General features: G+C 32.7%; 28 protein-coding genes, 1 tRNA gene and 1 pseudogene. 7 read left to right on the top strand and 23 right to left on the bottom strand.

The window, feature by feature from the left end:
• Positions 1–22 precede the first annotated feature (22 nt).
• The 4 genes from EKM00_RS14330 to EKM00_RS14315 all read right to left on the bottom strand — a co-directional run bounded on the left by EKM00_RS14330 (position 23) and on the right by EKM00_RS14315 (position 3,398).
• On the bottom strand, positions 23–910 hold the full coding sequence (locus EKM00_RS14330) for a M56 family metallopeptidase (protein ID WP_126516650.1): 888 nt from the start codon (positions 908–910) through the stop codon (positions 23–25).
• Positions 907–1,281, bottom strand: a complete 375-nt coding sequence (locus EKM00_RS14325) for a BlaI/MecI/CopY family transcriptional regulator (protein WP_126454249.1) — start codon at positions 1,279–1,281, stop codon at positions 907–909. Before EKM00_RS14325 ends, EKM00_RS14330 begins: the two co-directional genes overlap by 4 nt.
• 1 nt (position 1,282) lies before the next feature.
• Positions 1,283–1,633, bottom strand: coding sequence for a hypothetical protein (locus EKM00_RS14320; RefSeq protein WP_233579243.1), 351 nt, complete (start codon positions 1,631–1,633; stop codon positions 1,283–1,285).
• A 376-nt stretch (positions 1,634–2,009) separates the two neighbouring features.
• Positions 2,010–3,398 (bottom strand): dipeptidase, encoded by a 1,389-nt coding sequence (locus EKM00_RS14315; protein ID WP_126516649.1) that lies wholly within the window; start codon positions 3,396–3,398, stop codon positions 2,010–2,012.
• Positions 3,399–3,505: 107 nt separating this feature from the next.
• Here EKM00_RS14315 and EKM00_RS14310 point away from each other — a divergent pair.
• Positions 3,506–3,587, top strand: a tRNA-Leu gene (locus EKM00_RS14310).
• 842 nt (positions 3,588–4,429) lie between these two features.
• On the opposite strand, the gene EKM00_RS14305 is transcribed toward EKM00_RS14310, so the two are convergent.
• The 9 genes from EKM00_RS14305 to EKM00_RS14280 form a co-directional block, all read right to left on the bottom strand.
• Complete coding sequence (locus EKM00_RS14305; RefSeq protein ID WP_126516648.1) at positions 4,430–4,837, bottom strand: hypothetical protein; 408 nt, start codon at positions 4,835–4,837, stop codon at positions 4,430–4,432.
• Positions 4,838–4,850: 13 nt separating this feature from the next.
• On the bottom strand, positions 4,851–5,003 hold the full coding sequence (locus EKM00_RS14760; RefSeq protein WP_158614904.1) for a hypothetical protein: 153 nt from the start codon (positions 5,001–5,003) through the stop codon (positions 4,851–4,853).
• Positions 5,003–5,380 carry a hypothetical protein gene (locus EKM00_RS14300; protein ID WP_126516647.1) on the bottom strand — a complete coding sequence of 126 codons (378 nt, stop codon included), beginning with the start codon at positions 5,378–5,380 and terminating at the stop codon, positions 5,003–5,005. The genes EKM00_RS14760 and EKM00_RS14300 overlap by 1 nt, the downstream gene beginning before the upstream one ends.
• A 247-nt stretch (positions 5,381–5,627) precedes the next feature.
• Positions 5,628–5,774, bottom strand: coding sequence for a hypothetical protein (locus EKM00_RS14755; protein ID WP_158614903.1), 147 nt, complete (start codon positions 5,772–5,774; stop codon positions 5,628–5,630).
• Positions 5,775–6,075: 301 nt separating this feature from the next.
• A complete protein-coding gene (locus EKM00_RS14295) occupies positions 6,076–6,498 on the bottom strand; it encodes a hypothetical protein (protein ID WP_126516646.1) in 423 nt (140 codons plus the stop codon).
• An 11-nt stretch (positions 6,499–6,509) separates the two neighbouring features.
• The gene (locus tag EKM00_RS14290; protein WP_126516645.1) at positions 6,510–6,971 is read right to left on the bottom strand and encodes a hypothetical protein; all 462 of its coding nucleotides are present in this window, start codon (positions 6,969–6,971) and stop codon (positions 6,510–6,512) included.
• An 11-nt stretch (positions 6,972–6,982) separates the two neighbouring features.
• Positions 6,983–7,111 carry a hypothetical protein gene (locus EKM00_RS15110; protein ID WP_255416655.1) on the bottom strand — a complete coding sequence of 43 codons (129 nt, stop codon included), beginning with the start codon at positions 7,109–7,111 and terminating at the stop codon, positions 6,983–6,985.
• Positions 7,112–7,618: 507 nt separating this feature from the next.
• On the bottom strand, positions 7,619–8,278 hold the full coding sequence (locus EKM00_RS14285) for a hypothetical protein (protein WP_126516644.1): 660 nt from the start codon (positions 8,276–8,278) through the stop codon (positions 7,619–7,621).
• Positions 8,279–8,547: 269 nt separating this feature from the next.
• A complete protein-coding gene (locus tag EKM00_RS14280) occupies positions 8,548–9,339 on the bottom strand; it encodes an RHS repeat domain-containing protein (protein ID WP_233592312.1) in 792 nt (263 codons plus the stop codon).
• Between the two features lie 240 nt (positions 9,340–9,579).
• On the opposite strand from EKM00_RS14280, the gene EKM00_RS15230 reads away from it, so the two are divergent.
• A complete protein-coding gene (locus tag EKM00_RS15230) occupies positions 9,580–9,738 on the top strand; it encodes a helix-turn-helix domain-containing protein (protein WP_199734711.1) in 159 nt (52 codons plus the stop codon).
• 231 nt (positions 9,739–9,969) lie between these two features.
• Here the strand turns inward: EKM00_RS15230 and EKM00_RS14270 are convergent, their stop codons facing one another.
• The 9 genes and pseudogenes from EKM00_RS14270 to EKM00_RS14230 form a co-directional block, all read right to left on the bottom strand.
• Entirely contained in the window at positions 9,970–10,440 is a 471-nt protein-coding gene (locus EKM00_RS14270) for a hypothetical protein (protein ID WP_126516643.1), read from the bottom strand.
• Complete coding sequence (locus EKM00_RS14265; protein WP_126516642.1) at positions 10,437–11,699, bottom strand: RHS repeat domain-containing protein; 1,263 nt, start codon at positions 11,697–11,699, stop codon at positions 10,437–10,439. Before EKM00_RS14265 ends, EKM00_RS14270 begins: the two co-directional genes overlap by 4 nt.
• Positions 11,700–11,872: 173 nt before the next feature.
• Entirely contained in the window at positions 11,873–12,268 is a 396-nt protein-coding gene (locus EKM00_RS14260) for a hypothetical protein (protein ID WP_126516641.1), read from the bottom strand.
• Complete coding sequence (locus EKM00_RS14255) at positions 12,256–12,825, bottom strand: hypothetical protein (protein ID WP_126516640.1); 570 nt, start codon at positions 12,823–12,825, stop codon at positions 12,256–12,258. The genes EKM00_RS14260 and EKM00_RS14255 overlap by 13 nt, the downstream gene beginning before the upstream one ends.
• Before the next feature lie 421 nt (positions 12,826–13,246).
• Positions 13,247–13,427 (bottom strand): annotated as a pseudogene (locus EKM00_RS15275) (RHS repeat domain-containing protein); the annotation flags it as partial.
• Positions 13,415–13,675 (bottom strand): type IV pili methyl-accepting chemotaxis transducer N-terminal domain-containing protein, encoded by a 261-nt coding sequence (locus EKM00_RS14245; RefSeq protein WP_126516638.1) that lies wholly within the window; start codon positions 13,673–13,675, stop codon positions 13,415–13,417. The pseudogene EKM00_RS15275 and the gene EKM00_RS14245, both read right to left, overlap by 13 nt.
• Before the next feature lie 12 nt (positions 13,676–13,687).
• A complete protein-coding gene (locus tag EKM00_RS14240; RefSeq protein ID WP_126516637.1) occupies positions 13,688–14,275 on the bottom strand; it encodes a DUF4202 domain-containing protein in 588 nt (195 codons plus the stop codon).
• Between the two features lie 29 nt (positions 14,276–14,304).
• The gene (locus EKM00_RS14235; RefSeq protein WP_126516636.1) at positions 14,305–14,655 is read right to left on the bottom strand and encodes a nitrite reductase (NAD(P)H) small subunit; all 351 of its coding nucleotides are present in this window, start codon (positions 14,653–14,655) and stop codon (positions 14,305–14,307) included.
• Between the two features lie 420 nt (positions 14,656–15,075).
• On the bottom strand, positions 15,076–17,235 hold the full coding sequence (locus tag EKM00_RS14230; RefSeq protein ID WP_126516635.1) for a S9 family peptidase: 2,160 nt from the start codon (positions 17,233–17,235) through the stop codon (positions 15,076–15,078).
• 1,131 nt (positions 17,236–18,366) lie between these two features.
• Here EKM00_RS14230 and EKM00_RS14225 point away from each other — a divergent pair.
• Positions 18,367–19,656, top strand: coding sequence for a site-specific integrase (locus EKM00_RS14225; RefSeq protein ID WP_126516634.1), 1,290 nt, complete (start codon positions 18,367–18,369; stop codon positions 19,654–19,656).
• Between the two features lie 166 nt (positions 19,657–19,822).
• Here EKM00_RS14225 and EKM00_RS14220 read toward each other — a convergent pair whose 3' ends face one another.
• Positions 19,823–20,053: a helix-turn-helix domain-containing protein gene (locus EKM00_RS14220; protein ID WP_126516633.1), complete on the bottom strand. Its 231-nt coding sequence runs from the start codon at positions 20,051–20,053 to the stop codon at positions 19,823–19,825.
• Between the two features lie 159 nt (positions 20,054–20,212).
• Here EKM00_RS14220 and EKM00_RS14215 point away from each other — a divergent pair, with 159 nt between their 5' ends.
• From EKM00_RS14215 to EKM00_RS14200, 4 genes are read left to right on the top strand one after another with little or no spacing between them, the layout of a single operon-like run.
• Positions 20,213–20,602: a hypothetical protein gene (locus EKM00_RS14215; protein WP_126516632.1), complete on the top strand. Its 390-nt coding sequence runs from the start codon at positions 20,213–20,215 to the stop codon at positions 20,600–20,602.
• Between the two features lie 38 nt (positions 20,603–20,640).
• A complete protein-coding gene (locus EKM00_RS14210) occupies positions 20,641–21,408 on the top strand; it encodes a hypothetical protein (RefSeq protein ID WP_126516631.1) in 768 nt (255 codons plus the stop codon).
• 46 nt (positions 21,409–21,454) lie between these two features.
• Positions 21,455–22,534 carry a trypsin-like peptidase domain-containing protein gene (locus tag EKM00_RS14205; RefSeq protein ID WP_126516630.1) on the top strand — a complete coding sequence of 360 codons (1,080 nt, stop codon included), beginning with the start codon at positions 21,455–21,457 and terminating at the stop codon, positions 22,532–22,534.
• Positions 22,535–22,581: 47 nt separating this feature from the next.
• Positions 22,582–23,514, top strand: coding sequence for a hypothetical protein (locus tag EKM00_RS14200; protein ID WP_126516629.1), 933 nt, complete (start codon positions 22,582–22,584; stop codon positions 23,512–23,514).
• The last annotated feature ends 234 nt before the right edge of the window (positions 23,515–23,748 follow it).

Raw genomic sequence — 23,748 nt, 5'->3', positions numbered from 1 at the left:
CCGCTTCACATAGCGTGTTTCTTCATGTTTTTCCATTAGGATACTTTTTGTGTATCGCTATTTCAGGACGGGACAATAATAAAAATAATAATGTAGCTACAATCGGCATGAGCATTACTTTTTTTAATAAAGCTTCTGTTTTTGATGTGGTTTTTGTCATCATAAGTAATCGTTTTTTAGTTATTAAATAATTCAAATTACTGGCCAAGTAAAAAGTTTGGTTCTCGTTCGCTTTCGATAGTAATAAGGATTGGTAGAACGGAACATTGTTATAGGAGGTCACGACTTTCTCATCGGCAAGAAATTCGTGATTGAGTTGTATTGCTTTTTTGTAAAAAATAAAAATTGGGTTGAACCAAAAAACGATTTTCAATAGTTCGATGAATAAAATATCCAAAGTGTGTTTTTGAGTTACATGCGTGAGCTCGTGTGTGTACAATTCGGCTTCAATTTCACGGTTGTTGTACTCCGTTTTATTGATGAAAATAGTATTCAGGAACGTGTGCGGAAGTGTTTTTTCGGGAACCAAAACCAGTTTTGCGTTTTTATAGGCAATTGCTGTATTCGACTTCATTTTAGACGAAATCTTGATAATATTACTGAAAAAACGTATCACCAAAACGAATGTTACTACGGCATATAAACTCCATAATCCTATTGCTAGATAGTTTGTTTCTTCAAGTACTACAGCGTTTCCTTGCAGTATTTGGATATTTCCTGGATTGACTGCAGGTTGTGGTATTTCCTGAATAACTTCAATAGTAATAAAGGGAATCACCATGGAAAAAACAAGGCTGAACAACAGGTAAAACCTATTGAAAACGTGTGTTTTTTCTTTTTCCAAAAACAAATAATACACTGCCAGTAGCACAAATAAAGTGATTGTCGATTTGATTAGAAAGTCGCTCATTTTTTCTTTTTTTGAATTTCACTGTCGATTATTTTCTTGAGTTCTTCCAGTTCCGTTTGAGACAAATTCGTTTCGGTGGTAAAGAAAGAAGCAAATTGCGATGCCGAATTATTGAAAAAACTACTTATCAATCCGTTGACGTGTTTGGAGAAATAATCCGTTTTTTTGACCAATGGATAATATTCCCGGGAGTTCCCAAATTCAGTATACGCTACAAATTGCTTGTCAATCATTCTTTTCAATAGGGTAGCCACGGTTGTGGTTGCTGGTTTTGGTTTTGGATAGGCTTCCAGCAAGTCTTTCATGAAGGCTTTCTCGAGTTTCCAAAGGTGTTCCATGAGTTGTTCTTCGGCGTTTGTTAATTGTTGCATGTTATTTAATTTCTATTTCGGAAACTGATTCTCCGTTTTTGTATTTCTTTATCGTTATTAGTTTTCCATGTTCATTAAAGAACTTCCAGTCACCAAAATAAAACCAATGTGCGTACTTATCGCTCGTTTCCATTTTTGTTTTTCCTTTGGACTGTATTTTTCCATTTTCATGATAAAAAGTAGTGTTGCAGATGTTGTCTTTGTATTTTTCTCTTTTTATGATTCTACCATTTAAAAAATAACTCCATTTTTTTACGGGATCACCTTTTCTGTATTTTCCAATTGATTTATAATGGGAACTATCCTGTGAGTATTGTTCAATCCAAAGTCCTTCTCTAAGTTTATTTTTCATTTGATTGGTTTTGCAACTAAAGAGGAAAAATAACAAGCCGATTACAATAACAGTTTGTCGCATAAAATGATTTTGTTCTACGAAAATAGAGTTAGCTCTACAAATGTAGAATATAAATTGAAATAAACAAATTTTTATGAAAAATATTTTGGTAGTCAGCGGTTTGCGTTAAGGATGGGAGTGGAAATCCTTTTTATTTTTTTGTTTCAAAAAACAAAAAGATTGAGAACGGACAGCCTGACCACGCTGGAACGATAGTGGAAGCGTGGGAACGCCCAAAAAAAATCCGCCCTGTTTAGAGCGGATGTAGGTTCTCGATACTTTTTTGTTCCGTTTCTCTTTACAAAAAAACTCGAACGGACGGTATCGCTAACTATTATTTAGAAAGTTCTACAAAATATTTGTAAAACAACGGAATGGTTTCAATTCCTTTTAGGTAATTGAAGATCCCGAAGTGTTCGTTTGGCGAGTGAATGGCATCACTGTCCAGACCAAATCCCATTAGAATAGTCTTGCTTTTTAGTTCTTTTTCGAATAAGGCTACGATAGGAATACTTCCCCCGGAGCGCACGGGAATTGCGGGAACGCCAAAGGTTTCCGTATACGCCATATTCGCGGCTTTGTAGCCAATGCTGTCTGTTGGCGTTACATAACCTTGTCCGCCATGATGTGGTTTTACTTTTACGGTAACGCCGGCAGGAGCAATGCTTATGAAATGTTTTGTGAATAATTCCGTGATTTGTTCCCAATCCTGATTAGGAACCAAACGCATCGAGATTTTAGCGAAAGCTTTGCTTGCAATAACGGTTTTGGCACCTTCTCCGGTGTAACCACCCCAGATTCCGTTGACGTCAAGGGTAGGACGGATGGAGTTTCTTTCGTTAGTCACATAGTCTTTTTCGCCGTAAATGTCATTTAGGTCGAGTGCTTTTTTATAATTTTCAAGGCTAAAAGGCGCTTTGGCCATTTCGGCTCTTTCTTCCAAGGATAATTCTGCTACATTATCATAAAAACCAGGAATGGTAATGTGGTTGTCTTCATCATGAAGCGAAGCAATCATTTTGGCTAAAATATTGATTGGGTTGGCAACCGCTCCACCGTATAATCCGGAATGTAAATCACGGTTTGGTCCCGTTACTTCGACTTCTACGTAACTCAATCCACGTAATCCTGTTGTAATCGACGGTTGTTGATTAGAAATCATTCCGGTGTCCGAAATTAAAATCACGTCATTTTTTAGTTTTTCCTGATTGCGTTCTACGAACCAACTCAAGCTTTTGGAGCCAATTTCCTCTTCACCTTCAATCATAAACTTCACATTACACGGCAAAGTATTCGATTGAACCATATATTCCAATGCTTTTACGTGCATGTACATTTGGCCTTTGTCATCGCAAGAACCTCTTGCAAAAATGGCGCCGTCGGGATGAATTTCGGTGTTCTTTATTATGGGTTCAAATGGCGGCGAAGTCCATAATTCAATAGGATCTGCGGGTTGTACGTCATAATGGCCATACACTAAAATGGTTGGTAAACTTGGGTCGATTATTTTTTCGCCATACACGATTGGGTTCCCTGGGGTATCACAGATTTCAACGAAATCGCAGCCTGCTTTTTCCAAACTTGCTTTTACGGCAGCAGCAGTATTGATGATATCTAGTGAGAAAGCAGGATTTGCGCTCACGGAGGGCATTTTTAATAATTCGATTAACTCGTTGATAAAGCGGTCTTTGTGTTCTTGAATGTATGCTTTAATATTTTCCATTATTTAATAATTTTATAATTTCAAAAGTACAAAAAACTGAGTAAATAATTTTTTAAGAAATTCCTTTGAACTTAAGAAGTAATGCTTATATTTGCACTCAGAATTTCGCGGATATGGTGAAATTGGTAGACATGCCAGACTTAGGATCTGGTGCCGCAAGGCGTGTAGGTTCGAGTCCTATTATCCGCACTTTAAAAACCCAAAGTACTAATCATTAGTGTTTTGGGTTTTTTGTTTTTAAGAGTTGACCTAATAACAACTTCGTTTCGTGTTGTGAAACTAAAATGAACCTATTTTAATGTAATATAATTAGATTGATACAATAAGTTAAAAACTGTTAAACAGTATTTTTATAACATTATTTTGTCTGTTTCTATAGTCTTAACTTGAAATAATAAAAGTTTAGCAGTTTGTTTTTTTGTCCTTAAATAAATGTCTTTGTTTCGTTTTCTGTGTAAATGATTTTATTATGGTGGTTTCCGTTCTTAAATAAAAGATGGGGAGTACCTCAAAAAAAATATTTTACCTCGGTAACTTTTCTTTTTGGTGGTTCTTGTGGGGGTATGAATTTAATTTTTTTCAAGAAATTGTATTTTTTGAAATCACTACAATATCAAAATAAGTTTTCTAACTTTGTGAATCAATCACATTCAATGACAGAAAATTTTACTTTGCAATCCTTACCGCCTAAAGACTTTACAGAATCGATTGCTATAGTTAAATATGGTAAAAAACCATTGAAAATTTACCGCATAAAAACAACGTGTTAGAAAAATTGAAAAAATTTAACACGTTAGAAAGTCGTGTTAGGAAAACGACTAAAATGTAACATTACTTTTGAATTTTACACAAATAATTTTATGAAAGACTTTTGGAAAAATCCCAATATAAAAAATTATTTAGTTTAAGATATTTTTGATATGGATGATCATATTAACCGATTTGATTATATCTGCTCTCTACAATAGGGTAAACACCATGCTAACATTTGAAATAATTTCTGCTTGAGTCAGATGGTATTTAAAATTTAGCTACTTGAATCCACCGTAATACTTATTAACTAAAAAGCCAGTTAACATAAAAATAATAATCGAGCCAAAAACAAAAACAGAAACAAATATATTTCCTAATACTCTCTGCTTTTCACTTTCATTTATAAACCTTTTTTCAATCTTAAGATATAAACCATCTTTTCTAAAATACCAATAATTGAAATAATAAATTAAAAACGCATAAGACAAACCAATGGCCATAAATAAGTTCCCTGACATTGGATGCAATTTGAAAAATTTATTTAATAATAAATCAATTGTCATTGAATAAAAAAGCAAACTTATGCACAAATATATCACTGCTCCATTTACTGCTAAATTTGAATTTGGGGTAGATAGCATGTAGCGATATAATTTATAAAAAATATAATGATACACTTTTTTCATAGGTTTTTTTTCATTAATTATCAATTCCTGTTTTTCTCCAAAATGTATCGCCGTAGTAATAATCGAAAACACCATAGGCACCAACTGCAATAATACCGACTGGATTGCTAACGGCTACTATGGTTAAGGCTGCACTAAACGCACAATCCACCATAAAATATAACATTACGGTTTCCACGCCTTATTAAACTTACTAATCAATAAATAATATAACAAGAAACTTATTTTTTTATTAAAAATAAGTTTTTCAGTTCTAACATTATCATCAGAGTATTTATGTAATATTCCTATTATATGAATACTTTTATCTTTTAACTTTAAAAAGTAAAAAGTAGCATAATCTTCGATGACTTCTTTTTTTCTAAATCCTATTAAATCATTCTCGAATAATAAAATCCAATATGGGGATTTATTAACAATGTATTTTAGTTTAGACTTTCTATAAACCTTTGAATATCTAATTTCAGTACTATTATTTAATAGGAAATGATTATTTAAAACTAAATTTAACTTATTAAATTTCTCAACAAATTTATTGTTCATGGGTTAACGTTTTAGAGTGTGATACAATGTTCCACCTATTTGAGAGCCATAATAATAGCCAATGCCGTTACCTATTATCCCGCCAGCAACAGTACCCCCAAGGGACAATCAAAGATCCCCACGCAGCACCTTCAGTAGCACCAACCCATCCCCCCGCTTCACGTGATAAAGCCAAAGTTTTATTATTCGCGTTGTAAACATTATAAGCAGACATCCCTGCACTAGTAAATACTAGTCCTCTACCTCCTTACTTAAAAATCTTAGCCACTCGCATACCACCTCGAAGATTTCCACTTGGTGTAATTCCATTTTCAGCATAATACTTTGCAGTTTCAAACTGTGCGGTTCTTGGTTTCATAATTTCCGATAAAGCTTGACCTTGTCTTGAAAGCATTCCTCGTGTTTCTCCCTGCAAATCATATCTTCCCCTAGCATATTTTGAAGATGTTGTATAATTATTAAGAAGCGCGTCATTTGCTGGGCATATTTCGGATATTCATTTTCGTTCGAATTTAACATAAAAATAAATTTTTAGCTACCTCTTGTTTTAATGATTTGCATTTCACACACTATGATTTATTTTATTAGTAAAGCCGGCACTCGTTGCAAACGAGCAACAGAGACCCCAGTAAACTAACCAGAGAAGTCCTCAAAAAAGAATTTTTTCAGCAATCCCTAACGCAAATAGACTGATTTTAAAGTTTTTCCTTTATCCTATTTAAAATCCGGACTTCAAATTTTTTCTTCTCATCTTTGTTTTCTGAATGATTAAAATCTTTGTTGATATCTTTCCAATTCCCTAATTCTGTACCTTCATTCACCGCTATTAAAGCAAATTCATTTCCTCTAATCCAAGTATAAATGATTTGATTTTCTTTTTTATAATAAAACCAAATATGATACCAGTGATCTCCTTTATCCTTACTTCTACCATCAACTAATCCAATATTTTTCGGTACAATAAAATCTGGATTATTGATCTTAAACTCGCTTACAGCCCTTATTAATTTATCTTCGGGTACATCAAATTCATATACTTCTGCGTATGGATAACTTCCAGAAGCAAGATTACAAGAACAAATAGCAAATAACATAAATATAAAAATCATTTTTTTCATAACATAAAAATTTAATTTCCTGGCTTATTGGTAACTCCCTTATTGCTTCTATAATACCACATAATTATTTCAGAAAAACCAATTGGACGTGTTATTTGATATATAGTTTTTGGTAATGCAAAAGCTCCAAGTCCCATACCGAGTATTAAAGCGTTTGCTTTATTTACTGGATCTGGCATTATATTAAAAAGCTGAAATTGTTCTGATACAAATTTCCAATCCGCACCTATTGCCCTTGTATCAAAAATTAAACCACTTGCTCCTGTAATTCCTAAATTATCATATCGCCTGTCGTGACCTATTGCAGGATAATCGGTTATCATTGTTGGAACATATGAATATGTATATTTTCTTGAATAAGTCATTGGATTATCTCCCCCTGCATAAGTAGAGTATCCTCCAAAAAGAGGTAAATTTTGTCCAACTGTTGAAGGATCCAGTTGGTTGTTTTTATCTTTTTTTACATCATCCAATGTTGTCAGATTTACCTTATAATTACTTTGAAACCCTCCAGAGGCAACCGTACTACCAGCAGTAAAGCTATTGCTACTCCATTTTGTTGCAATTTAGCTAAATTTCCCCAAGCATCAAAATGACGGCGTTCTATTGCCACCCAACGCCAATTTGTATTCTACCTAAAACAAAAAACTACGACTTATTTAAGGAGGTAGTTTAATTTTGTTTTGTCTGATAGCGATTCTGGGCACGAGTCAGAGGCAAAGCGCTCGCCTTTCTAGTAATTTCTGCTCAGACTAGCAGTGGCACCAAGCATGAATTTCTAATCCCTTGTTTTTTGATAAAAAACAAGACTGTCTATAAATAGGTCTTTATAGTTATTTCTAGTAAATATGTCTAGCCAACCGACAACGGCAAAACTAATAAAATACAAACCCTCTAGATTATGAAATTAATAATTTCTACTCATGGTTTCTAGTTTCTAGATTTTATCGTAAAGTTAGTAGCTTTTGTTCTAACCTCACGTACCACACGAAAGGATTCGTGCGGGAGCGGGGCGATCGAGGTATTGTTTTTAGAGATTATCGTAAACATAGAAAATTAGAGTTACATCACGAACCATACTAAAGGATTCGTGCGGGAGCGGGGCCAAAGCGGTGATATACTACCAAATGTTTTCCAATTTATCATTTATAAGATTTATCTCAAAAGGGTCTTGCGTAATCTTATAAATTTTTTTGTACATATCCATTCCTAAAAAATCACCATCTTCCAAATCTTTTAAGTGATAAAAATCCTTATTATTTAATTTCACTAAATATACTTCAGATGGATTTATTAATTCTCTTTCTCTTACTGTCAAAATGTTTGATATCTCATTATAATCATTTGTATCAAAATATATTTTTTGAAATCCACTCGTATTAATTTTTGAAACATCAAGTTTATATTTTCTGCTTCCCTCTATAGAATATCCATTTATAAGTCCAAAAGAAAAATAAATTGTTAGATTCAAATATTTTGAAAGCTTTGTATCATATACCTTAATGTTTTCTAGTTTAAAATTCCTTCCATTTTTATCGTAAAATTTATTATAAACTTTTGAATTATACGAAAATCCAATATAACCATCAATATCACTCATTCCAATTAAAACCCCTCTAACTAATCCATCATTTATTTGACTAATAAATAATTTTGAATTATTAATAGGAAGCTTGTTTAACACATTAGTTAATAGATTAGTTTCCCAGCTCTCAAGTTTTGTTCTTTTAAATAATCCAAACATAATATTAAAATTTAGTAAACCAATTATATTTTCCAAACCATCTTACTTCTTGTTTGATGCCTGATCTCAAAAACTTATATCGATACGGATCAACTAACGAATGTTGAATTGTATTTAATTTAAAAACATTCAATCTATTATTTACCATCCAATTGGGTAAATTATAAGCTCTTTGGACTCGCTGCGTTACGAACAAGTGATGAAATTCTGTGCTAATCCTTTGTACACCTGTGGATGTTTGTATATTAGCTAAAGTTTCAGTTCCTCCTCTTGCTATTTTGTATTGTGCAAAAGTTTTACCACCATTAAAAAATAAGTCTTTCAGAAGCATTCGTAACTATACTAGTTATCTTCGTCATAGGAATGGCACTCACAATTTTCATATTGGACTCAAAACCAGATAACTCATTATTATGTCTGTCAGTTCCTGTAATGTTGCCTTTTATTCCATCCCACAAAAGTGCTAAAGGATTAAATTGATCTGTTTCATAAACAAACTTACTAAAATAATCCATAAAACTACCACTTCCATCACCGCCATAATTACTTTGAAACCCTCCGGAGGCAACCGTACTACCAGCAGCAAAGCTATTACTAATAGTATTGGTTGTGTTTACGGATGCATAATTTAAAGATGTTACTTTTGACTCATCAAATTTAGATGACTTTTTAAACATATTAGAGAAAAATTTCCCAATTGATTTTCCTTGTTTGCCAAACCACTTTGTTGTGTCTTTAACGGCATTACTAACATTGTCATTGAAGAAATCTTTAATCTTCCAATCATCCCACTTGGCAGCAAGTACAGAGCCTACCATAATTGCACCTCCTACAGCTAATCCCGCTGGCCCCATACTACCTAATAAGCCCAAAATGCCTATTTCAATTCCTAATTCCCCACTAGGATCGGTATACATTAATGGGTTGTTCAACACATAGGCATACCGATTGTAATTTTGGGTATTCTCCGGTTGCTGGATAAAATTATCTGGCATTAAAAAAGAACGTAAAACAGGATCATATAAACGACCGTTCATGTGTATCAATCCAACTTCTGCTAAATGCTCGTGGCTGGTGTAGCCTCTGTCCATCATCATTAGTCGCGCGCTAGTACCATCTGTTGGTAAAGCTATAGCTACTCAATTTTGTTGCAATTTAGCTAAATTTCCCCAAGCATCAAAATGACGGCGTTCTAAGCCAGGTCCATTTTGGCTTGAGCAAGTGCTTTTTTTATTACACTTTTTATAGCTAGGTGCGTTGCAAACGCTTCGACTTGTTTTTATAAGGTAAGTAGGCACTCGTTTCAAACGAGAGCCAGTTAGAATAACCTCAAGCAAATTGAAGTAGCCACACATATTGGCGTAGATAAATCTGCTTATAGTAAGATTGAAAAAGGATTACGAGCCTTAGCAGTCGATAAACTCCAAAAAATGTCACAACTTTTTAATTTAACTACTGACCAAATTATTAATTATGATGGCAAAATTCCAACCTAATTTGTGATTGAAGGAAAACAGCCGTTGAGCAAATGCGACTCATAAAACAGCTCGATGAAGAAGACAAAACAACCGTCTTTAAAATTATAGACAAGATGCTCACAACAAAGAAGTTTAAAGACTTTTTTAATAAAAATGTAGCAATGTTGTAAAACGAAAAAATCTCGCAAATTGCGAGATTTTTTGTTGTTCTTATTTTTAGCATTTACCCAAAAATCTTAATTGAAAACTCTAAAAATATAAAGCATTTGATTTTTTAGCGTTTTTAATTTCTTCTTTAGATTTAATTATATTGTTTATCTTTTCTATGAAAACTTTCAAGTTTTGATACTTTTCTATATCCAGCGGATTTTTTTTATAATCAGTTCGGATAATAAATGATTGTTTATTTCCATTTGAAAAATTAATAACATATTTAATGTCAGAAGTAGGCATAATCAAGGGTTTATCGTCAACTATTAAAAGTTCTTTTTCATAATTTGAGATGCTTTGATTGTTATATGCTTTTTTTACTTCGTTTATTTCTTTTTCACTAATAGGAAAATTATAATAAACATCGTCTTTATTCATAAAATGCACAACATACGAACCTTTAAAAAGATTAATTTCAGAAGACATATTGTATTGTACTACAACTGATGTAATATCTTTTTTCATACAAGACATAAAAATTAACGGTAATATAAAAATTATTTTTCTCATTTTAAACCAGTATTAATGATGCTAGGTAAATTTCTCCAACTAAATGATCTCGGAACAGCTTGAACATTTGACAAATAGTAAGAGGCACCGTTCGGACTGCCATAAGCTTTTAAATAAGCATATGTATAAGTTGATGTTGCAAATTCAGAATATCTATTATAATTTGCCAACCCTTTATATAAATGATAACCGTGAAGCATTTCGTGAACAATTCCCATTTTTGCGGCCCCAACTTTTCCAAAATAATCTCCTTTTAAACTTGGTGCTATAAAAATTTTCGATGATTTAAATCCATTAGGAACTGTTATTCCACCAGCTCTACCATTTGGTCCAATTATATCATTATCTACTAAACTATATCCTGATGGTAAATTATCTCCTGTTGCTAAATTGATAGTAGTGCTTAATGCCTTTTCAATACCACCAACATTTCCAATATTATTGTTTATGTAACCTTCTAACTCTTCCTGACGACCAAAGACTTCTCCATTGTTACTATAACTATCTCCACTTTGCATCTCTTGAATAGAGTTCATTCTAGTGGACAAAAGATTCAATCCACTAACGACAAGACCGGTAGCAGCACCATTTCCCCTATAACTACTTTGAAACCCTCCAGAGGCAACCGTACTACCAGCAGTAAAGCTATTGCTAATAGTATTGGTTGTGTTTACGGATGCATAATTTAAAGATGTTACTTTTGACTCATCAAATTTAGATGACTTTTTAAACATATTAGAGAAAAATTTCCCAATTGATTTTCCTTGTTTGCCAAACCACTTTGTTGTGTCTTTAACGGCATTACTAACATTGTCATTGAAGAAATCTTTAATCTTCCAATCATCCCACTTGGCAGCAAGTACAGAGCCTACCATAATTGCACCTCCTACAGCTAATCCCGCTGGCCCCATACTACCTAATAAGCCCAAAATACCTATTTCAATTCCTAATTCCCCACTAGGATCGGTATACATTAGTGGGTTGTTCAACACATACGCATAGCGGTTGTAATTTTGGGTATTCTCCGGTTGCTGGATAAAATTATCCGGCATTAAAAAAGAACGTAAAACAGGATCATATAAACGACCGTTCATATGAATTAAGCCTACCTCAGAAAGGTGTTCATGACTCGTATAACCACGATCTAAGAAAAGCAATTTTGCAGCGGTACCATCTGTAGGTAAAACTATTGCTACTCCATTTTGTTGCAATTTAGCTAAATTTCCCCAAGCATCAAAATGACGGCGTTCTATTGCCACCCAACGCCAATTTGTATTTTACCCAAAAACAAAAAACTACAACTTATTTAAGGATGTAGTTTAATTTTGTTTTGTCTGATAGCGCTTCTGGGCACGAGCCAGAGGCATCGCGCTAGCTTCTGCAGCTATTACTGCGCGGGCCAGTACGGGGAGCATCGCTCGGCTTTTATTGTTTATTCATTAAATGGAACTTCTAACTTTATTAAAGTTCTCTTTAAATACTTTATAAAAGTAGCAACCATCTCATTTTCATCTTCGGTATAATCTTCTAAATTACATTTTCCAACTATTTCTAAGTTTTTTAAAATATAAAACTCTAATTGATCATAATATAGATAAAATTCAAAAGTGTATAAATCTATATAATCAAAATTAATTTTTAACAAATGATTTTCTTCATCTTCATAATTACCTCTCTCTCCAGTTCCAATTTCATATTCAATTTTAATATTAGATATGTTATGTTCTTGGAATAATTTATCTAATGTTTCAAATGTCAATTTTTGAATAGATTTTATAAAAATTAAATTTTTACTATCTTCCTTAATTTTATCAATTATCCTCCCCATTTTCCTATTTTGATGTTAAAAAAGTGATTTTGATTATTACCATAAGTAGCTCTAAAAACCATTTGTGTTCCTTTTACTCCTGGTATATTTGCTTTAGATATCCCTATTCTAAAACCAGAACCTTTATTTAATGCTGGAGCAAACTCTCCAATATATGCTCCTACATATCTTGCAATTGGAATTTTTAAAGTATTTAATCCTTTTCCTAGGTAATTCAATCCTGTCCCAATTACTTTTCCGCTGGCGTAACCTCCTACAAAACTATTATCCTCTGAAATTGCACCATTAGCCATTCTAAAGCCTTTAAAACCGTAACCCCTTAATGCACTATTGCCTGCAATTGCACCTTTAAATTCTACAGAAGTCGAACCAATTATATTACCATCATCATCATAATTATAATCCGTAGTATCACCACCGTTATCGTTTATCTTTTTACCGTTATGAAAGCCGTGATTCAACCCACTAACGACAAGACCGGTAGCTGCTCCTTGCCAAAAGTTTCCTCCAGTTAATGCTGCACCAGCACCACCAGCAACTGTACCAAAAGCGATCATACCTGTGTACCAGTTCCTGCTCCTAAACCTGCGTGTTTGATCGTTTTTGCGCCATAAGCCCAGTTGTTTTCTGCTGAAAAACCTTCCGTTTGGCTAGTACCTCCTCCCCAAGCACTACTCGCAATACTACTCAACGCTCCAGCCGCAAAACCAGACCAAAACTTACCTCCTGAAATAGCTGTCACTGTTCCTTGAAAAGTGCCATGAGCAACAGCTTGAAAAGCTGCTTGTGAGTAAAAATTAGTAAACAATGCTGTAGAAGCACTACCTATACCAAAAGTTACTGCTGCACTAGCTGCTCCTATAAAAGTGGCTTTTAGCAAGCCACCAACACTAAAAGGTACATCGCTCATTAGAGCAGTTAAAGTATAAACGGTAGCAGAAACAGCTGCGCCAATAGCAACTGCAACCAAAAAAGGAATTATTTCCCCACTAGGATCGGTATACATTAGTGGGTTGTTCAACACATACGCATAGCGGTTGTAGTTTTGGGTATTCTCCGGTTGCTGGATAAAATTATCTGGCATTAAAAAAGAACGTAAAACAGGATCATATAAACGACCGTTCATATGAATTAAGCCAACTTCTGCTAAATGTTCGTGGTTTTAGTATTGGGATCAGCAATAAATCCCAAAATTAAAATTTCTTTTGTCAATTTCTGGCTTAGCATTCTTTGTTTACCCGAAATATTGATTATTTTAGAATCGCTCAACTGAAGGTTGAGGTTGGACTGAATTAGAAGTTGACTTAACAGAACCGTAACCACAATAGTCAATAAGGCAAATAGATAGAATCGTCTTAGATTTTTGAAGGTGTCTTTGTCAACAGATGCTGTGGCTCTGTTTTTCATAAGCATGTCGATTTACAAACCAAGCGCTTCTTTTATCAAATCGAAATTTTCAGCACTAAATTTTATTTTTAGGGCTTCCTGTTGTCCTTTTTCAGACATTTTATTCCAGGTTTTCAAGATGATATTTTTCATTTTCTCTCGGTCGTGTTTTCGAACAAAAGGATCCAAATAAAATTCCATAAACACCAAACAAATTACATCTTCAAGGAGTTGTGTTTCGATATCTTTTTTGAGTAATTTTTTTTCGATAAGGAAAGAAACCCGTGCAATAAATGCTGTGGAATATCCTGCTTTTTCTAAAATTTCAGCAGTGGTTTTAGCGTGAAATTTTTTCAAATCTTCGCGCCATTTTAAATAGCCCACTCGATCCATTGGATAGGATTCTCGGGGCATTTTCCATCGGCAAATGTGTTGTGCTTTGGCCGAAATTTGAACAGCTTCGGATGCATTTGGATAAAAATCCATCAGCCTTTCGTACATTCGATTAGAGTACAATAGTTCCTTTGGCTGCGAAACAGAGTGGTCTATTTCATGATTTGGATCTTGTGCATTTTCTGCATCAATCCATGCGCTGGCATTTTGGAATTGTAAGATTGTCATTTGAAAGGTTTAAAATCAAAGATACATAATTAATCCAAAAAGCCAACGAATACCTCGTTACCTATAATTTTTTCAGGATAAGTCGCAATTTTTAGATCGTCTCCATTTAAATTGGTACCGTCCACAAGTGAAAAAGTTCTTTTGTGCAAGTGGCAGGCTGTTTTGGGAATATCTCGCATAGAACTCAACATTCCTCTGGAAAGAGCCATTTCCATTTTATTAGGGCAGGCGTTTTGACAAGCATACCATTCTTTTTTGCATTCAAAGTTGATGATGGCAATTTGCTTGTCTTTGTATTTGAGGCAACCGACTCTATTGCTTGGAAAATTACTTATTTTTCCGGCCTTGAACCAAGTATTCATATAAGTGAACGCTATCATAAGCGCGTCCGGGCTCTTCTCCAAATACGGTAATTTGATGTTTTTCCTGTCCGGGTTTTGTAATAAATTTTTCGCAAAACTTGTATCCTAGGATGCCGTTTCCGACTACTGTTACTTTAATCATAATCCAATTAATTAAGTATTGTTACGTAAATACAAGTATTAATACTTAACCCGTTGGGTGCAATTAATTTTTGATGATAATTTTCGTCAGTTCGAGTGATCCCGCTTTTGGGCGGGATTATATCGAGAACTAGAAAATTAGTATTAAAAACGGTTCTCGATACATTTTTTGTTCCGTTTTACTACACAAAAAACACTCGAACTGACGTTTTGAATAATTGCACCCAACGGGTTAATACTTATATAAACGTACTTAATTTAATTTTTTTATTCTACGTAATTTTAAAATTGAGTTTTTTATTTTTTAGCAATCCATCTTTCAAAGAATTCATAGGTTCGCAACATTTGATCCATTCGCTGTCTGTTGTCGCCATTGCGAGTGATTTCGTGTGTTGCTCCCGGATGGACTACATATTCAACGGGACGCCCCAGAACCTTGAGACTGCGATACATCATTTCTCCCTGAACGAATCCCGTACGACGGTCATTGCCCCCGTGAAAAATAATAAAGGGGGTCTTGATGTTTTCAACGTATGTCAAAGGGGATTCTCTCGCCAGAATTTCTTTCACTTTGGGTTCCCACGGATAGCCGCCAAAATAATTAGGAACCAGTCTCCAGGCATTCCCTTCGCCAAAAAAGGTGTTCAGGTCGTACACGCCACGTTGTGCGCAGGCGGCTTTGAATCGATTGTCATGGCTGATAATCCAAGCCGTCAGGTAACCAGCATAAGAACCTCCGGTTATCAATAGTTTATCGGGATCAGCCCAGCCTTGATCGATAGTTTTATCTAAAGCGGTCAGCACATCGCTTGCAGGACCTTTGCCCCAGTCATTGATGTTACCCCGTAAAAAATCTAAACCATAACCGCCGGAACCCCTAGGATTGCTATATACGACACCATATCCTTTGCTACAAAAATATTGGTATTCGTGCCACATGCTTTCTTCACCTGGTCCCCACATAGCAGATGGCCCTCCATGAATTTCCAGCAACAAAGGGTATTTTTCTCCTGCTTGGTAGTTGGCAGGCTTCATTACCCAATACTCAATGGTCATCCCTAAATCGTTGACAAACGTTTTCTTTTCAGGAAAGGATAATTTTTTAGTTTGCACCCAATCATTAAAAGCACTGGCTTTTCTTTCTTTTTTGAAATCCGTAGTGGAAAAATACAGTTCGGATGGATTTGAAATCGCTGTTTTAGAATAAACAAGAGTTTTGTTTGCAATGTCAAAACTGGTAATGCCAATCTCACTGCTCGATAAAGAATCTACTTTTCTTGTGGCAATAGTGACTTTGTTCAGGACATTTCCACCGTTGCTTTGTCCAGTGAAGTAGAGGTGTTTGTCATCAGTACTCCAAATGAGATTTGTTTTATTGCGATCAAATGGGATCGTTATAATGTCTTTTTCGGTTCCGTTTATTGGCATTATTGCTAAGGTAGGGACTGAGACGAAAGAAGTAGAACTAAAAAGAAAGGCAAGCCATTTTCCGGAATGCGATACGGAGGCATTGCTGTATCTTTTGTCCTTTTCGCCTAAGATCATTTTTAAATTAGTCCCATCACTATCCGCTAAATAAATTTCGCTTTCTAAAGAGCGATCCGGATTTTCTGCGGTGTCCATATCGCCCGAGAAAATGAGTTGTTTGCCGTCTGGAGTATAGTCAGCATTGGTAAAACTATAAAATCCTTTTGTGAGTAGCCGTGGCACAGCATCTTTAGTCACATTGATATCAAAGAAATGATTGTAATTCATTTCGGATGAGATAGCCGACTCACTTTGAAAGTTTAATTTGTTTAGGACGATTGCTTTTTTATCCACGGCATTTTTTTCAAGATAGGCTCTTATCTGGGATAAGCTCCCATTTGGGTTTGGTTTGTCGCTATTGGGTAACAAATGTTCATTATTGGTAAAACCAGGTTTTTCCATGGCCCAAGTTGGTATGTCATGTGATTTGTTTAGGGTAGAGTCTGCAATTAATTCTTGTAGAGAAAGACTTGATGAAAAAAGTATTTTTTTGCCATCTGGAGACCATTTTGGGTTGTTTGCGCCGTACTTATGGCTGGTCAATTGCATAGATTCTCCTCCATCAAGGGATAAAATAAAAACTTGAGATTTGTCTTCTACGGAGCGCGTAAAAGCAAGCTGCTTTCCGTCTGGACTCCATGCGGGTTTTGCAGCACCTTCTTTGCTAGTAGTCAACTGCAACGGAGCGGCTGTGTTTGCCGTGGATGCGCTATATATCTGGGTTCGATACTTATAATCCTCCGTACTAGTCTGGTCTGGCTCGATAGTGGTCAGGGTAAAGGCCACTTTTGTTCCGTCTTTAGTTAGTGTGACGTTGTTGATGGTTTTAATTTTTAGCAGATCTGTAAGGTGTACGGGTTCTGTTCCGTTTTGAGCAATAGTGGCTTGCAGCGTGGCAATAAAAAGCAGTAACAGGGAAATTTTTTTCATAGTGTAATGGTATCGCTAATTTTTATTTAATTCAAGAGAAAAGGCATACAGGCAACTAATTCTTGGTGTTACAATTGGTCATAATTTGCTTGTTCCGGCAAAAAAGGAAGTTTGGTTTTTAGTAAATATAGGAAAAAAGAACAGTGTAGTCCGATAAAAACATCAAAATAAGAGTATTCTTCTCCTTGTTGTCAGTACTCTTTGATAATTCTGAGAACCTTTTTTGTAAGGAAAGCAAGAAATAAATCTTTACAAGACGCCAAGACCAGTTGTAGTTGTATCATGGCCGCTGGGCGATGCTCGGTATGATTTTTGAAATCCGTATTGGAATACCTGTTTTTTCTTTCAATTCAAATGTGGGAGATAAAGCGACTGTGGGAGCTGTTGCTGCCGGAAAAAAAATGCAAAGCTAAATTGTAAAAGGACCTCTTTTTACTCTGTCTTTATTTTTCAGGGGTATGTGTTGATCCTTTTATAAGTCTCATTCTCCTACTTATTTAAAAAGTGTTTTTTGCAAACATAGAAGCGTAATCTTTTTGTAGGGGAATTATTAAAAAGACAGGAAAGGGTTTGTGTGCGATTGTGTTTTTTGCAATTAGGCCTATTTGTTTTTAATTAAAAGAATATGGAGGCAATGCATTAAACGAGAGTGCGGGCTGTTTTTATGGAGTTTGTACACGGAATAAAATATTTTTTTGGAAACAAGAGAGAACTACTGATTCCAGAAACGAAGGCGCTTTTATGAAGTCTTTTGAGGGGGAATTTTATTGCTGTACGAGTATTTTGTTTCTTGTAATACTGCTTTGCGCAAGGACGAAAGGAATGTGTTTTAGATCAAGTCTTGAACAAAGTTGTTTTAGATCAAGTCTTGAACAAAGTTGTTTTTGATTTTGTATAAAAACAAAAAACCCACTCGTTTGAGTGGGTTTTGTGGTACCTCCAGTACCATTTATTTTTAATCTGGTGGTTTTTATATTAATTTGATTAATCATTTAAATCACCATAAATAAAGGGTTTAAATGTTTTTAAATTTAATTGAATACAGCTAAATTTAATTAAGTTTTAATTTTAAAGCACCCTTTTAAGCACCCTATTTATATTTTTATTATATTTGTGTATAACATAAAAGATATGATTAGGACTATTGAAAATTCAAACGGAATAGTAAGATTTGCATTTAAGGAATCTATTAAGCAACTAGAAAACGACAAAAAGAAAGAAAGTTTAATTTTTCTTCATTTTTCTTATGGTGGAAATAGATTTAAATATTCAACAGGGTACAAATCGTGTTTTATGGATTGGGATTTTGATAAACAAAGAATCAAACAAACCAAATCGAACATTATTAATGCAATTGAGGTAAATGAATTTTTAAGTAAGATTGAGAATGTTATTAAAAAAGAATATTCTCGATTAATAGCTGACCAGATTGTTATTAATAATGAGGTTTTAAAAGAATTTTTAGATACTTATTTGAATAAAAATGTAAAAGTTGATAATGCTAAACCTAAAACTTTTTTTGAGTTTTGTGAAGAGTTTTTAAGTCAAAAGAAAAAGATTAGTCCCATTACTAAACGTTCTTATAAACAAACGTTACTGAAAGTGAAAAATTTCGGGATTGATAATAATGAAAAAATCGACTTTAATTCTTTTGATAAAAGGTTTGTTTTAAATTTTATAGACTATTTAGAAGAAAATAATTTTTCATTAAACACAATTTCTAAACATTTAAAGAATTTAAAAACATTTTTAATCGGAGCCAGCGAAAAACGATTGATAAATAATTTAGATTTTAATATTAAAGATTTTAGCGTAGCACCTCAAGAAACAACTGCAATTTATCTTTCAGAGGAAGAATTAAATAAAATGTTTGAACTTGATTTGTCTGATAAAAAGCATTATGAACTTGCAAGGGATGTTTTTTTAATCGGTTGTTATACGGGGCAAAGGATTTCAGATTATAACGGATTAACAACATCTAGCATTAAAAAAATTAACGGAAAAGATTATTTTACTATCATGCAGAAAAAAACTAAAGTAAAAGTAAACTGCCCGATTACCAAAAAGATAAAATACATAATGGACAACCGTTATAATGGTTTGCCACCCAAAAAAATGCTTGAAAAAGACTTGAATAAATACATTAAAATTATTGGCGAAATGCTTGAAGTTAATGAAAGTATAGAGTGTGTAAGTAATAAAGGCGGAAATGAAAAAAAAGAGTTTATTCAAAAGTATAAATTAATCCACTCACATACTGCAAGAAGAAGTTTTTGTACAAATATGTATAAAAAGAAAATGCCTGTTTTTGACATTATGCTTTTTTCGGGACATAAGACTGAAAAAGAGTTTTATAAATATATAAGAATTGCTGGAGAAGAGAGGGCTTCGCATATTGTTGATAATGGTTATTTTGATTGATAAACCCAAACCAACCACCACAACATAAAACTGCAAAATTCAAATAGTTTCGTTTGTAAGTTGATGTAAATTAAATTTTTAAAATACATTGCTATTATTATATAAATAACGTTCAATAACCGCATTTTTAGTATGGTAAAGTCAAAAACTAAAAGAACCCTATAACTTATTTCATTTGAAAATTTAATAGCTCTTTTGGCTCGATTTGAAGAGCATTTGCAATTTTTACTAAAGTTCGTACGGTAGTATTTATTTCTGCCCGTTCGATTCTGCCAATTTGTACTTTCGGAATACTACAATCGTTTGCTAAATCTTGTTGCGATAGATTTTTACTTTCACGCAATTGTCTTAAGTGAGTACCTAAATTTGTTATAAAAGTTTCCTCTGAAATTTCCATTTTCAAAAGTCATAACATTTATTTTTTAGATAGATACATTTATGTATCCAAATGCGTTATATTTGAAAATAATTATAAAAATATCGTTGCAATGAGGTTTCCCGTAAAGTAATGCAAATTATAACTCCTACTATTACAGAAATTTAAACTCATAACATCATGAAAAAATTACTTTTTGTTTTTACTGCTCTTTTATTATTGTCTTGTTCATCTAGTTCTGATGATGATAATTCTTCAAACCTATTTAATCCGCCCTCTTGGATTCAAGGAACTTGGTCTAATGAAATACTTGGTGTTGTTTTTAAGAAAAATGATTTTTGTACTAGAAGTTCAAATTTAGAAGTCTGTCTTAATGAACATTTAATTGCTACAAAAAAATTAGGAGTATCTGTAACTATTGATGAAGATATTTCTGGTAGTGAATATAAATTCTCATACACAATTCAGGGACTAACCAGTTATTTTCACTTTAAAAAGATTACAAGCACTGAAATAGAATTAGTTAGTCCAATTCAAGGACTGCCTAATACTTCTTTTATTAAACAATAACTAACCTATTTGGCTTCATCTTTAATCCCGCATGTTTTATGAAACATTTGTTTTTCCCTTTATTATTCTTAATTACCATTAATTGTTATTCACAGAGTTATCTATCACCCGCATATTCCCCAACAGAAATAGAATCTCAAGTGAATGTACCACTTGCCATGAAAGCTCTTGCAATACTGAAAGGTAGATATGACAACAATTCAGCCAGAATAAACAATTTCATCAATGATGCAAAAACACAGGTAAACAATTCGTCTCTTGATAAAAATCTAATACAAAACATACAAAATCGTTTTTATTTAGAATATGTTAAACCATATTATGCTAAAAGATATGACTTGTCTTCAAATTCCTTAACAGAAAACATAGTAAATTGGTTAAAGGGTGGTTTTGACTATACGCTAAAAACAGAAACCGCAAAGTTTCTTGAAGAATCAGATTCTCTTAAAAAAGGAGTTCGTGCTTTTATAGGAAATTATGGTGGGTATTCTATTTCACTAATTGAGGAATATCTTTTTCTTGATAATAAGTGGATTCAAATAAAATCTGAAAAAAATAATGGATTTATCTATTACGACGGGAATATACTTCATTTCAAAAGAGGAAATAGCAATTGGAAAAACAGAGAATTAAACTACAAAGTATATAGCACAGCTTTAAAATCTTACACCTATACTTCTCCTTCTGGAGAAACAACTATCGATGATGCTTTTACTAAAATAACATTTTATAACTCCACTGAAAATACTGATAAAAAATATATCTATATAATTGGGAAGCCTGATAAAAACATCCTCCCTAAGTAAAATAATTATGAAAAAAAGATAAAAATAAATTTAAAATCTAACGCAAATGAAAAAAAATATTTTTTTTATAGGATTAATTATTTTGTGTAGTTCTTGTAATAAAGTAATTGAACCAGATGCACCTGAAAAAATTTTTGAAAAATATAAAAGTAGTGTTGTATTAATTGCCAATTATTATTATTATGAGATTACGGTTGATAACTCTATTTACTATTATTCCCCCAGTTCTGAAAAAAAAATATATTTCACTAAAGAAGATGTCTTGAAGAATTTATCTTTTTCAACAGGAACAGGTTTCATAATTTCCGAAAGTGGGGAGGTAATAACAAATAATCACGTAGCAAATCCAAAAGACGAAAATTACAAAAATGAATTATTTAGTTTAAATGAAAGTGTAAAAACTGATATTATTGAAAATATTAGAAGATGCAACGATACAATTGAGAATATAAAAACTAATTATATTCAAAACTCGAGTAATATGGATTATGATGAGAAAGAAAGATATGAAACGGCGTATGATTTAATGAGAAATCAAAAAGATAATTTAGTTGAAAAATACAAAATTTTCAACAATGTTAATTTTAATAATTCTTCGTCTAAATTGGTAATTTATAAACTTGGAATTGCATATAATGATACTTATGTAACCGAATTTGACGATATGCAAGAATGTATTGTTGTTAAATTATCGGATAAAGAAAATGTTGATTTAGCTTTAATACAAACAAAAAATAAAACCTTCAATACTAAACCAAAAAACATATTTAATTTTAAAGACAACAATCCAAATGTTTTTGAAAATCCTGAAAAAACGAAAGAAAGAGATATAAAAAAACCTGTGAAAATTAATGAAGATGTATTTATGATTGGATTCAATAGAGGGTTTTCATTAGCCAATACAAAACAAGGGATTAAATCACAATTTACGAGTGGAAAAATTAGTCAAGAAAATGATGGAGAGAGAATACTTTACACAATTCCAACACTTGAAGGTTCAAGTGGAAGTCCAGTTGTTGACAAATGGGGGAATTTAATTGGAGTTAATTTTGCCAAAATGACTAATAGTCAAAATTTTAGTTTTGCAATTCCTGTATATGAATTAAAAAAATTCTATGAGGAGTAATTAATAACAAAGAAGTTCAAGTGTGATTATAATTAATACAAATAAATATGAAAATTGGAGTTAAAAAATTTATTCAACCTCATAATAAGCTTTCAGAGTTTATTGTAGAATTTTTAAATAAAATTTTACCTAATTACCCAATGGAAATATTAACTGATGATGAATTATTATTTCGATTTGAAAAAAAATTACCACATTGTAAAATTTTTATCAGGCTAAATCTAGAACGAGAATATAAATTACCAGACAATTTGTTTGATGGAGGAACTGCAATTGTGAAAATATACTGCCAAGTAAGTCTTAATTATAAACACGAAAGTTTTTCATATTCGGTAAAACCTAATAATATCACAAGTGATTTTTTTTTAACACATCTAAATTCAAATAGTTTATACCGCGAATTTCATTACTATTCTCAACTTACATCCAATTGGAATATTTTATTTAGTGATTATAATTTATTAATTAATAAAAATAAAGATTGGTTATATGATACTATAGTAAGTCCACATAAATTACATTTTAAAGAAGATAAATTCACAATAGTTCCTGCAATAATTTTAAACAAATTAAATAAGAGTATATATTATGCAGGCTATGATAGATATAAATTTTGCTTTATAATCTGTTATAAAGAATTTGATTTAATAACAAAAAACAAAATAGATGATGATTTTCACAGATTAAAAATATCTAAATTAAAATTGACATATAGGGATACTAAAAGTGAAATAAAAATTTTACATAATGATTTTAAGTATAATGTAGAAGAAGACGAGTTTATGTATATATATGAAGATGAAGAGATTTCTAAAATTATAAATCAAGAAACCAATATTAATATTTCATTGCAATTTAAAATTGAAAAAGAAAAATTTATTTCTGAAATTGAAACAGTTGATTTAGAGAATATAAGAATTTTATATGATATATATGATGATTTAAAAAAAACTGTTTCGAAAAATATTGAAAATAAGTAAATCCTCACGCTGTAGATATGCACTAAGTCTTTTCATTGATGAATGTATATTATTGGCAACAAGAACAAAAATATAAAAAGAATATTATATATCTATTTGACAAAACCAAACTGATTATTGCTATCACAAGAGCAAGAAATCCAAATTGAACCTTGAGTAGATATTCCGACGAAAGTACACCACCCATTCCGGAGCAAAGTACACCACGATTCCGCAACAAAGTGCGCCATTTAT

Source organism: Flavobacterium sp. RSP15, from assembly GCF_003968755.1.
Classification (GTDB): domain Bacteria; phylum Bacteroidota; class Bacteroidia; order Flavobacteriales; family Flavobacteriaceae; genus Flavobacterium.
Note: the sequence above shows the minus strand (reverse complement) of the source record. Positions and strands in the feature narration are given on the sequence as shown.

Coding starts and splice junctions, on each gene's coding strand:
- EKM00_RS14240 (WP_126516637.1), bottom strand. CDS start 14,275: ATGACAATCTTACAATTCCAAAATGCCAGCGCATGGATTGATGCAGAA.
- EKM00_RS14235 (WP_126516636.1), bottom strand. CDS start 14,655: ATGATAGCGTTCACTTATATGAATACTTGGTTCAAGGCCGGAAAAATA.
- EKM00_RS14245 (WP_126516638.1), bottom strand. CDS start 13,675: ATGAAAAACAGAGCCACAGCATCTGTTGACAAAGACACCTTCAAAAAT.
- EKM00_RS14280 (WP_233592312.1), bottom strand. CDS start 9,339: ATGATGATGGACAGAGGCTACACCAGCCACGAGCATTTAGCAGAAGTT.
- EKM00_RS14305 (WP_126516648.1), bottom strand. CDS start 4,837: ATGAAAAAAGTGTATCATTATATTTTTTATAAATTATATCGCTACATG.
- EKM00_RS14210 (WP_126516631.1), top strand. CDS start 20,641: ATGAAACATTTGTTTTTCCCTTTATTATTCTTAATTACCATTAATTGT.
- EKM00_RS14270 (WP_126516643.1), bottom strand. CDS start 10,440: ATGAGAAAAATAATTTTTATATTACCGTTAATTTTTATGTCTTGTATG.
- EKM00_RS14760 (WP_158614904.1), bottom strand. CDS start 5,003: ATGTTATATTTTATGGTGGATTGTGCGTTTAGTGCAGCCTTAACCATA.
- EKM00_RS14325 (WP_126454249.1), bottom strand. CDS start 1,281: ATGCAACAATTAACAAACGCCGAAGAACAACTCATGGAACACCTTTGG.
- EKM00_RS14215 (WP_126516632.1), top strand. CDS start 20,213: ATGAAAAAATTACTTTTTGTTTTTACTGCTCTTTTATTATTGTCTTGT.
- EKM00_RS14330 (WP_126516650.1), bottom strand. CDS start 910: ATGAGCGACTTTCTAATCAAATCGACAATCACTTTATTTGTGCTACTG.
- EKM00_RS14230 (WP_126516635.1), bottom strand. CDS start 17,235: ATGAAAAAAATTTCCCTGTTACTGCTTTTTATTGCCACGCTGCAAGCC.
- EKM00_RS14255 (WP_126516640.1), bottom strand. CDS start 12,825: ATGATCGCTTTTGGTACAGTTGCTGGTGGTGCTGGTGCAGCATTAACT.
- EKM00_RS14200 (WP_126516629.1), top strand. CDS start 22,582: ATGAAAATTGGAGTTAAAAAATTTATTCAACCTCATAATAAGCTTTCA.
- EKM00_RS14205 (WP_126516630.1), top strand. CDS start 21,455: ATGAAAAAAAATATTTTTTTTATAGGATTAATTATTTTGTGTAGTTCT.
- EKM00_RS14755 (WP_158614903.1), bottom strand. CDS start 5,774: ATGCTTTCAAGACAAGGTCAAGCTTTATCGGAAATTATGAAACCAAGA.
- EKM00_RS14225 (WP_126516634.1), top strand. CDS start 18,367: ATGATTAGGACTATTGAAAATTCAAACGGAATAGTAAGATTTGCATTT.
- EKM00_RS14320 (WP_233579243.1), bottom strand. CDS start 1,633: ATGAAAAATAAACTTAGAGAAGGACTTTGGATTGAACAATACTCACAG.
- EKM00_RS14260 (WP_126516641.1), bottom strand. CDS start 12,268: ATGGGGAGGATAATTGATAAAATTAAGGAAGATAGTAAAAATTTAATT.
- EKM00_RS14315 (WP_126516649.1), bottom strand. CDS start 3,398: ATGGAAAATATTAAAGCATACATTCAAGAACACAAAGACCGCTTTATC.
- EKM00_RS14220 (WP_126516633.1), bottom strand. CDS start 20,053: ATGGAAATTTCAGAGGAAACTTTTATAACAAATTTAGGTACTCACTTA.
- EKM00_RS14295 (WP_126516646.1), bottom strand. CDS start 6,498: ATGAAAAAAATGATTTTTATATTTATGTTATTTGCTATTTGTTCTTGT.
- EKM00_RS14300 (WP_126516647.1), bottom strand. CDS start 5,380: ATGAACAATAAATTTGTTGAGAAATTTAATAAGTTAAATTTAGTTTTA.